This is a genomic window from Vibrio sp. R11-SG3-ISO3-SZ, from assembly GCF_059834345.1.
Genome location: NZ_JCBDGX010000142.1, coordinates 1 through 9,521, shown reverse-complemented (window position 1 = coordinate 9,521; position 9,521 = coordinate 1). Strand labels below are relative to the sequence as shown.

General features: G+C 49.3%; 6 protein-coding genes. 3 read left to right on the top strand and 3 right to left on the bottom strand.

What is annotated here, in order from left to right:
* The first annotated feature begins 65 nt into the window (after window positions 1-65).
* Entirely contained in the window at window positions 66-989 is a 924-nt protein-coding gene (locus AC6R1O_RS16570) for a LysR family transcriptional regulator (protein WP_487901587.1), read from the top strand.
* On the opposite strand, the gene AC6R1O_RS16565 is transcribed toward AC6R1O_RS16570, so the two are convergent.
* Window positions 986-1,369 carry a cytochrome b562 gene (locus tag AC6R1O_RS16565; protein WP_500637717.1) on the bottom strand — a complete coding sequence of 128 codons (384 nt, stop codon included), beginning with the start codon at window positions 1,367-1,369 and terminating at the stop codon, window positions 986-988. The two genes, AC6R1O_RS16570 and AC6R1O_RS16565, sit on opposite strands and share 4 nt — an antisense overlap.
* Window positions 1,370-1,528: 159 nt before the next feature.
* Here AC6R1O_RS16565 and AC6R1O_RS16560 point away from each other — a divergent pair, with 159 nt between their 5' ends.
* On the top strand, window positions 1,529-4,420 hold the full coding sequence (locus tag AC6R1O_RS16560; protein WP_500657423.1) for an HD domain-containing phosphohydrolase: 2,892 nt from the start codon (window positions 1,529-1,531) through the stop codon (window positions 4,418-4,420).
* A 137-nt stretch (window positions 4,421-4,557) separates the two neighbouring features.
* Window positions 4,558-7,446, top strand: a complete 2,889-nt coding sequence (locus AC6R1O_RS16555) for an HD domain-containing phosphohydrolase (protein WP_500637718.1) — start codon at window positions 4,558-4,560, stop codon at window positions 7,444-7,446.
* Here the strand turns inward: AC6R1O_RS16555 and AC6R1O_RS16550 are convergent.
* Both AC6R1O_RS16550 and AC6R1O_RS16545 read right to left on the bottom strand, forming a co-directional pair.
* Window positions 7,443-8,204, bottom strand: a complete 762-nt coding sequence (locus AC6R1O_RS16550) for a siderophore ferric iron reductase (RefSeq protein ID WP_500637719.1) — start codon at window positions 8,202-8,204, stop codon at window positions 7,443-7,445. The genes AC6R1O_RS16555 and AC6R1O_RS16550 overlap by 4 nt on opposite strands.
* Before the next feature lie 83 nt (window positions 8,205-8,287).
* Window positions 8,288-9,521 (bottom strand): TonB-dependent siderophore receptor (locus AC6R1O_RS16545; RefSeq protein ID WP_500657422.1); only part of this gene is annotated, 1,234 nt, incomplete at its 5' end.

The following is a 9,521-nucleotide window of genomic DNA, read 5'->3' as shown; positions in this document are numbered from 1 at the left end:
TGGTTCAGCGCTCAATCACGCTCTGATACACTAGCGGTCATCGCTGCTACACCGAGTTCTTGATCTTGTTTGATACCCGACTACTAACACTACTGCCAGATTTAGCCTCGTTTATTCTTGTTGTCGAGGAGGGCAGCTTCACCGCGGCCGCCAAGCAACTTGGCGTCACCCCTTCTGCGCTCAGTAAATTGGTGACTAGGCTAGAAAAATCACTCTCGACCAAGCTGTTTGAGAGAACCACACGCTCATTGATCATCACACCTACAGGGCAACAGGTTTATGACCAAGCGATTGTGATGGTCAATGCCGCTCGCCAGGCGGTGGACTTGTCGAGCTCTGATCACAGTGAGCCCACAGGGCCACTTGTGGTCGCGGCGCCAGAGGCGTTTCTTAACTCGGTCTTGCAACCATTTGTGGCGCCCTTTTTAAAAGCCTACCCCGATATTCAGCTCAAACTGCGCGCCGCCGATGGCGAAATAGACTTATTGCGCGATCGCATTGACATCGCTTTCAAACTGACCGACAAACCGGATGAGAATTTGGTCCTCAAAGAGATGGGGAAAACACACCTGCAATTGTGCGCGAGCCCGGACTATCTCAGCGCACATGGCGTGCCGACGCACCCAACTGAGCTCGCGAACCACAGCTGTCTCTATTTGGCTGAAACCGACAAAGACCACGTTTGGGATTTCTTCAAAGAGGACGAATACCACTCCGTTGCCGTGAGCGGACGCTACGCCGTCAATCATTCGCAGATGCGTTTAAATGGAGTCAAACAAGGGATTGGAATCGGGATTTTTCACGATTTCGTCATCGCGGATGCGATTGAATGTGGTGAGGTCATCGCGGTGCTGCCCGAGTGGACGATAAAGAGTAACTACCATGGCGCGGTGGCGATGCAATACCCGCAAACCAAGTATATGCCCGCAAGATTGCGGGCATTCATCGATTATGTCAGCGACGCACTGAAAGAGAAATTAGCGCGTTAGCCAAACAACTTACTCCAGATGCTTGGGTTGCGTTTGTCGTGATATTCGATGCGAAGCTCGTCGACGCGTTTCAACTGTGTCTTAGCGCGGACAAGATCGCCACTTCCCAATGACTGCTGTACCTCCCCAAGCGCTTGAGATAGCGCTTGAAAACCTTCTTGGTACACCTCCACTTTCTCGGGTGGGTACTCGCCTTGCTTAGCTTGCTCCACCAGCGAAGTGAGCGCCCCAACCGCAGTTTGCATCTCGACCACATCACTGGCTTGCGCCGCGTGACGAAACTCCACTTTCATTTGCTTCATCACGGCCTTGAGATCGCCGCCCGAGGCCCAAACTTGGCACGCAACCAACAAACTCAGCGCTGCTATTAACTTTCTCATTTTATTCTACTTATTGGATTTAAAACGCCATTGTAAGCGATGGTTTAAGGGGTGAAATAGGAAAAGTGTTGCGAGTTATAAATGAGCAAACTCACGACGTTTTTTTGCATGTTTCGCAGATTGGCTAATACTTAAAAGAATTCTTATAGAGGGAACTTCATGAGTCGACGCCGCTATTCACTGTCCATCCACATTACGAGTCTGTTTTTGGTGTTGACCACGCTCGTGGGCGCGGTACTTATCGGTATCAGCTATAAGCACTCTCAAGACTTATTAACCGAGAGCGCCAAGGAGCTCAGCAGTGAAAATGGCGCTAAATTGGAGACCACCTTCCAAAATCGCGCAGGGCCTATCCTGACCACGTTAGATTTCATGTCGATGAGTGAAGTGATTGAGTCGGCCGACGCACCGGTTGACCAAACCCGCTTCATCGCATCCCTCGCGATCATCTTTCAGCGCAACCCAGAATTGGTCGCCTTGTATTACGCCAGTGAACAGGGAGATCTCAATGTCCTTCGTCCACTTCGCACCAATGCGGACCGTGAGCGTTTTGATGCCCCTGATAAAGCAACATTGATGATTAACTCGATGGCCGTCAGCGGTAAAAACGATGTCCATTTCTTAAACGGTCGCCATGTTTTGATCCAATCGATTGAAAACAATGACAACGATTTTGATCCTCGAGTGAGACCTTGGTTTGTCAACGCAAGCTCAGACGGTGATATTCGCTTAACGGAGCCATATTTTTTTTACTTTCTTAAAATCAGCGGCGTGACGTTGTCACGAAGATCGCCCGACGGCCAATTTGTTGTTGGCGCGGATTTCACTCTAGACTCCCTCTCTCAACAAGTCAGCACCATGGGGTATTCTGAACAAACACGCCTGCTGTTACTCGATAGCCAATTCAATGTCTTAGCGCACCACCAATTAGAAGTAACGTTGCCCGAACTAAGCGACTCCGTCACTCAATCTGATATCAACGGCGTACTGGAACAGAGTGTGTTTGCGCCAGTTCTGGGCCGTGTGTCATCGCAAATCATCTATGAGGCGCTCGAAAACGGCGGTATTGATTGGTCCGTGACCTTAACTCCCGTCGAGTTAAACAACCAGACGCGACTGCTGCTTGCCGAAGCCATCCCACAACATGATATTCTCGCTTCGCTGCTTTCGATGCGAGACAGACAAGTACAAGTGGCAATCTTTATGCTGATTGTCAGTTTTGTGGTCATCTGGCTCGTGTCTAAACGCATTACCAATCCATTATTGACGCTGGTCACTCTGACTAGCAACATCGCACGCTTCGACTTTAAAAAGACCCGCTACCCTAAGAGTGTGATCAAAGAGGTAGCCAATCTCACCAAATCCATTGAGCTGATGGAACATACTCTGCATGACTTACTTCGTCTACTGCGTGAAACGGCCAGTAACCGAGATTTTTCCCTGCTGGCGAAGACCATTACTCACCAAAGCTATATGGTCACCAAAGCGGAAACCATCGTGCTCTATACACTGGACAACAAGGACGCTTCCTTCTCGATTGCCGCCAATCACGCGATTATCCCGTTCAAAGTCGATATCAACGAGTTCCTCTCAAACACCCCCTGGATGCAGAAAGACTTAGAGAAAGGCGAAATTATCCATCTCACCCGTGGGGACAACGCCATCGTAAAATACAGCGAATCACTGTTTAACACCGATATCTATTTCTTCCCAATGCACAACAAAAACAAGAAATTGGTCGGCATTTTGTTGTTGGGGTACGAACGCCCCATCCCCCCTGAACAGAGTGATAAACATGCGTTTTTAAAAGAGCTGTTAAGCTTTGCCGAAATTGCCAAAGAAAACATCACGCAGATGGAGCAACAAAAAGAGATGCTCAATGCGTTTGTCGCCCTGATTGCATCGGCTATCGATACAAAGTCGCCTTATACAGGCGGACACTGTCAGCGCATCCCAACACTGGCAAACTTGTTGACCAAAGTGGCAGACAAAGATAAACGCTATTTTGCCGATTTTTCAATGGGCAAAGATCAATGGGAAGCGCTCAATCTCGCCGCTTGGTTACATGATTGTGGCAAAGTGACCACGCCAGAATATGTGGTCGATAAAGCCACCAAGCTCGAAACCATCTATGACCGAATCCATGAAGTCAGAATGCGTTTTGAGCTATTGAAAGTGCAGGCTGAAGTTGACTGCTTGCAATCGATTCTCAATGGTGAGGAGAAAGAAAAGGCAGAACAAATATTGACTCAGCGCCACCAGCAGTTGGATGACGATTTCTACTTCGTCGCAGAGTGCAACTTAGGTGGTGAATCCATGACCGACGAAGCCATTGAACGCTTGGAGCAGATCGCGAAAATCGAATGGGTACGTACCTTAGATGATCAAGCTGGGACCTCCTGGATAGAACGCGAACGCGCGGGAGATCCTACGCCACTGCCCATCAAAGAGAAACTGCTCGCCGATAAGCCCGTACATAAGGTGGGCTGGGGGGTGGGTGTCAACCCAAAAGATCAGTGGGCACAAGCGTTCATTCTCGATCCCGGCGAGCTGAAATACAATCGTGGCGAGCTATTCAACTTATCCATTCGCCGAGGCACGCTCAACGATGAAGAGCGCTTCATCATCAACGATCACATCATACAAACCATCACTATGCTGAACCGTCTGCCCTACCCAGAACACTTGCAACAAGTGCCTGAAATTGCCGGTGGACACCATGAGCGAATGGACGGTAAAGGCTATCCACTTGGCTTGACGGGCGAGCAGCTCTCCGTGCCTGCTCGGGTGATGGCAATTGCCGATGTCTTCGAGGCGTTGACCTCATCAGACCGACCTTACAAAAAAGGCAAGACGCTGGACGAGTCGATCAATATCATGACCTCGATGGCCACCAGCGGTCATATCGATCCTAAGCTTTATCTGCTGTTTTTAGAGCACCAGATCGATCAAGAATACGCCAGCGCCTACCTTCACCCTTCGCAAATCAGTGAGTTTGATCGTGAGGCGCATATTCAGAAGGTGAAAGCCTACATCAAAGCGTCTCCCTGATAGGGCACGGCGTACTCCACTACAAAGTGAGATCTGGCACGACGAATCATTACCTACAAAACGCAGTTTTGAAGCAGGAACTCCAATATAGGTCTACGCTAGAGCTATAAGGTATTGTATTTAAGCGGATAAATTGAATGAAGAAACGCCGGTATTCCCTGACCATTCACATCACCAGTCTCTTTTTGGCACTAACGTCAATCGCTGCGATCATACTGGTGTTCACCAGTTACCAGCATTCACAAGGGCTGCTCAACAAGAGCGCGGAAGAGCTGTCAAACGAAAACAGCGCAAAGCTCGAAATCACATTTGAAAGTGCCACTGCACCGATTTTTACTTCGTTAGATTTTATTGCCAATGGCGATAGCCTCAATCGAGGTATGGCGTTGCACCAAAATCGCGGCTTGATTGCCTCTCTGGTGACGACGTTCGAGAAAAACCCTGAGATGGTGGGGATGTACTATGCCAGTCAAGAGGGTGATATGAACGTCATCCGCCTTTTTAAGGACGCAGCAGACGCAGAGCGCTTTGGCGCACCAAGCCATGCGAAAGTGATGGTTCATGAGATGGGTGTCGATGGAAAAAACAACCTCTACTTCCTTGATTCATCCCTCAAGATACTGACTGAGCGTCTTAAACAGGATAACCAATTTGATCCACGCGTTCGTCCTTGGTTTAAAAACACCCGCCAAGATGGCACGATTCAGCTGACTGAGCCTTACTTTTTCTATGAACTCAAAACCACCGGTGTGACGCTTTCAAGGCGATCCGCTAATGGCCAGTTTGTCATCGGTGCCGACTTTACCCTAGATTCACTGTCGCGAAAGTTGCATTCAATGGCGCTCTCTGAACATACTAAACTCATACTATTTGATCGAAAGTTCAACGTGCTTGCTCATCACAATCTCGGTACCGTATTCCCAGAACAATCCAGCCGGTACGACGAGGTTCACGACACTATCCGAGAAACCGTGTTTGACCCAATATTCAACCGCTTCTCCGATGGCGTGGTGTATAAAACAGTAGAGAGTGAGGGCCTTGAATGGTCGATAACACTTGTCCCTGTGATGCTTAATAAAGACATCAAACTTCGATTAGCGGAAGCGACCCCGCACGATGACCTGCTAGGTTCATTGATTTCGATGCGAGACAAGCAAATTCAGGTGGCGATCATGATGCTGGTCATGAGCCTGTGTATCATCTGGTTTGTCTCGCAAAAAATTTCGACACCACTGAAAACGCTCATTACCCTAACCAGTAATATCACCCGTTTTGAGTTTAAAAAAACGCGCTATCCCTCCAGCATCATCAAAGAGGTCTCGAACTTAACGGCCTCTATCCAATTGATGGAGCACACGCTACATGACATGTTGACCTTACTGCGTGACACGGCCAGTAACCGAGATTTCGCGCTTCTATCAAAAACCCTGTGTAAACAGAGCTATCAGCTGACTAAAGCCGAAAGCGTTGTGCTCTTTACCAGTAAAAGTAACAGTGAAGACGATTTCGAACTGGCAACCAGCACATCCATCATCCCGTTTAAATTGGAGATCAACGCCTTTATTCATGCGATTGACGGGCTAAAAGCCAAGCTAGAGCAAGGCCAGATCGTCCACTTACAGCGCCACCAAGCAGCGCTGCAGGGCATCGCCAATCGTCTCTACACTTCGGACATTTATCTATTCCCCATTCACAACAAAAATAAAAAACTGGTCGGGCTGTTACTGCTTGGTTATGAACGACGCATCACCGCCGAGCAGAGCGACAAACACGCCTTCTTAAAAGAACTGCTCAGTTTCGCTGAAATTGCCAAAGAGAACATCACGCAAATTGAGCAGCAAAAGGAGATGCTCAATGGCTTTATCTCTCTAATTGCCTCGGCGATTGATACCAAATCCCCTTACACGGGCAGTCACTGCCAACGCATTCCTGAACTGGCGAATGTCCTGACGAAGGTGGCCCACAATGACGGCCGCTATTTCCCCGAATTTAAGATGGAAGACGACCAATGGGAGGCGCTTCATCTTGCGGCTTGGCTGCACGATTGTGGGAAAGTCACCACCCCAGAATACGTGGTCGACAAAGCCACAAAACTTGAAACCATTTACGACCGCATCCACGAGATTCGCATGCGCTTTGAGCTGCTCAAATCCGATGCCAACACCGAATATTGGCAGAACATTGCGAACGGCGTTGAGATTGCCGAGGCACAAGCGCAGCTAGAGCGAACCCTTCGCGAGCTTGATGATGACTTTGAGTTTGTCGCACAGTGCAATTTAGGCAGTGAGTTTATGACCGACGACGCGGTAGCGAGACTTGAGCGCATCGCCGATAAGGAGTGGACTCGCACGCTCGATGACCAATTGGGTATCTCGTGGATTGAGAAAGATCGCGCGGGCCCTAGAACGCCACTGCCCACCAAAGAAAAACTGCTCGCAGACAAGCAAGTACATAAAGTGAGTTGGGGTGAAGGCGTTGATCCAAAGCAGCATTGGTCAGAAAACTTTGTTCTTGAGCCTGGGGAACTGAAGTTTAATCAGGGTGAGCTGTACAACCTGTCTATCAAGCGCGGCACCTTGAATGACGATGAGCGCTTTTTGATCAACGACCACGTGATTCAAACCATCAACATGCTCAATCGTCTCCCCTATCCCGATCATTTGAAACAGGTGCCAGAGATTGCCGGGGGACACCACGAGAGAATGGATGGCAAAGGTTATCCATTGGGGCTTAAAGGTGAGGAGTTGTCGATACCAGCTCGCGTAATGGCCATTGCGGACGTATTCGAAGCGCTCACCTCCTCAGACAGACCTTACAAAAAAGGCAAAACACTTGATGAGTCGATCAAGATCATGACATCGATGGCGACTAGCGGGCATATTGACCCGCAGCTGTACTTGCTGTTTTTGGAGCACGAAGTGGACCAGTACTACGCAAATCACTACCTTCCTGCCTCGCAACATAGCGAGTTTGACAGAGAGGGGCACATTCAAAAAGTCAAAGCGTACCTTAGCGAACTCGCTTAGCGGGATCGCGCGCGCTTGGGGCAGTTATCGCAATAGCTGCCGCTTTCACATTTATAGACCTGGCAACAACTGATGCGATGCATGTTCAGTGCCCCATCATCATCCAAATAGAGTTGTTGCGCCGCTCTAGGGCGTAATTGAAACGCCGACAACCATAACTCAGCGTGTGTTTTAGCTTCTTCTAAGGTTAAAGTCGGCTCAAAATGTGACAATTTAACCAGACAGTTGAGCAGTGCGTCACTCATCAGCGATTGAGTAAACCCCGGTCTAATTCGGGTAAATGACTCAATGTCTTGGCGGTAAACCTCAAACAACGCCGACAAAGTCCGCCCCGCAAGCTCAATCAATTTAGGTAACTCGCCATGTTGATGCGCTTGGGTCTCAAATGAAAATCCCGCGACCCAATGACCATCAACGGTTTGTGCCATCGAGTCAAATCTAGGTACCCCTCGACACGCGTAGACGGCAACAAATGCCACAAACATTGGCTGCCAACACACTAAGTCCCAGGTTCGGGTTATCCAGTAGCCATTTCCAGCGCTTGTGTGTTGCTCACTCAGCCTTTGATATAGCGCACTGAGCAGACGTCGATTCTGCTCTGTTTGTTGGGGTAACAGTTGCTCGCACTCAGGTACACTCACCTTGCCATCTAACAAGGGCGTGACGTGTTTGCAATTCTCAAAAAGCGCATGAAAAAAGGGATCGAGCGATTCAATATCCAGCGCGCTGCTGTCTAAGGCATTCAATTTTGCATTCATTTCTTGGTTCAAAAGCAGCCCAATTGGGCTGCTTGATACTGTTGGATTTAACCCACCGTTAGCCAGAACGTGGAATAACTCGGTTAGAACTCGTAATTCACATTGAGCTCAATCGAGCGCTCTTCACCATACCAGCAGTTCGCGTCGTCATAGCAGGTGTAACTCTCTTCATCAAAGAGGTTGTTCACAACAAGATTGGCCACGGCGCCGTTAAGTGACTCACTCATTGCGCCAAGATCATATCCTAAAGAGAGATCCACCAAGGTATAAGCAGGCACTTTTTCGCCGGTGTTATACGCGTCTCTTTGCATCGCACCGACATAACGAACACCACCGCCAACACGCGCGCCGGCCAACGGGCCATCGTACAAATAGTAATTTGTCCATAGATTGGCCGTGTGCTCTGGCACGTAAATCGGCGTCGTTCCCACTAAGGCACTGTCGACATCCTCCGTCACTTCCATATCCATGTAGGTGTAGCTCGCATTAAGATCCCAAACGCTTGTGACCAACCAGCGGCCTTCTAGCTCAAGGCCCTGAGAGCGTACTTCACCTAGCTGAATCTTCGCGCGGTAGCTAGGGTCATTGGGGTCATAAGAGACCGCATCTTGCTTAGTGATGTGGAAGTAAGACGCCGTCATGCTCTGCGCGCCATCGTGTGATTGGTACTTAACCCCGACCTCAACTTGCTCACCGAGTTGAGGTTCAAGCGCATTACCGTCGATGTCTGTGCCTGAGGCAGGCTCAAAACTGGTCGCAAAACTCGCAAACGGGGAAAGGCCATTGTCAAACTCATACAACGCCCCAACGCGATAAGAAAATTGGTGGTGGTCAGCCGTATCGACGGTGTCGCTCCCAGTGGTGCTGGTTTTGCGATCACTCGATTCGAAGCGGTCATAGCGTCCACCCGCCAGCAGTACCCAATCGCCCAATCGAACTTGGTCTTGAAGGTAGAAGCCCAGTTGTTCGGTCTCAATCTTGTGGGTTTCGTCATACACCTCTGTCAACGCGTTTCTGTCTAACAGCGCGTTGTTGGGGCGAAAAACATTGAATCCATAGAACTCGGCGTTTGCAGCGTATTCACGATAGACGGAGTCCCCTTTGAGTTTGAGGTAATCGATGCCAAACAGCAGGTTATGCTGAGTCTGACCGACCGTCACTAAGCCGGACAATTGGTTGTCAATGACAAATGACTGCGATGATTCGTCCGTATCGTAAATGTTTCGGCTCATAGCGCCAGTGGACGCATCGAAACTCGTTGCTCTGTGGTAAGTGTTTTCCTGATATAGGGAGGCATCGGCGTAGCGTGCGTTTTGT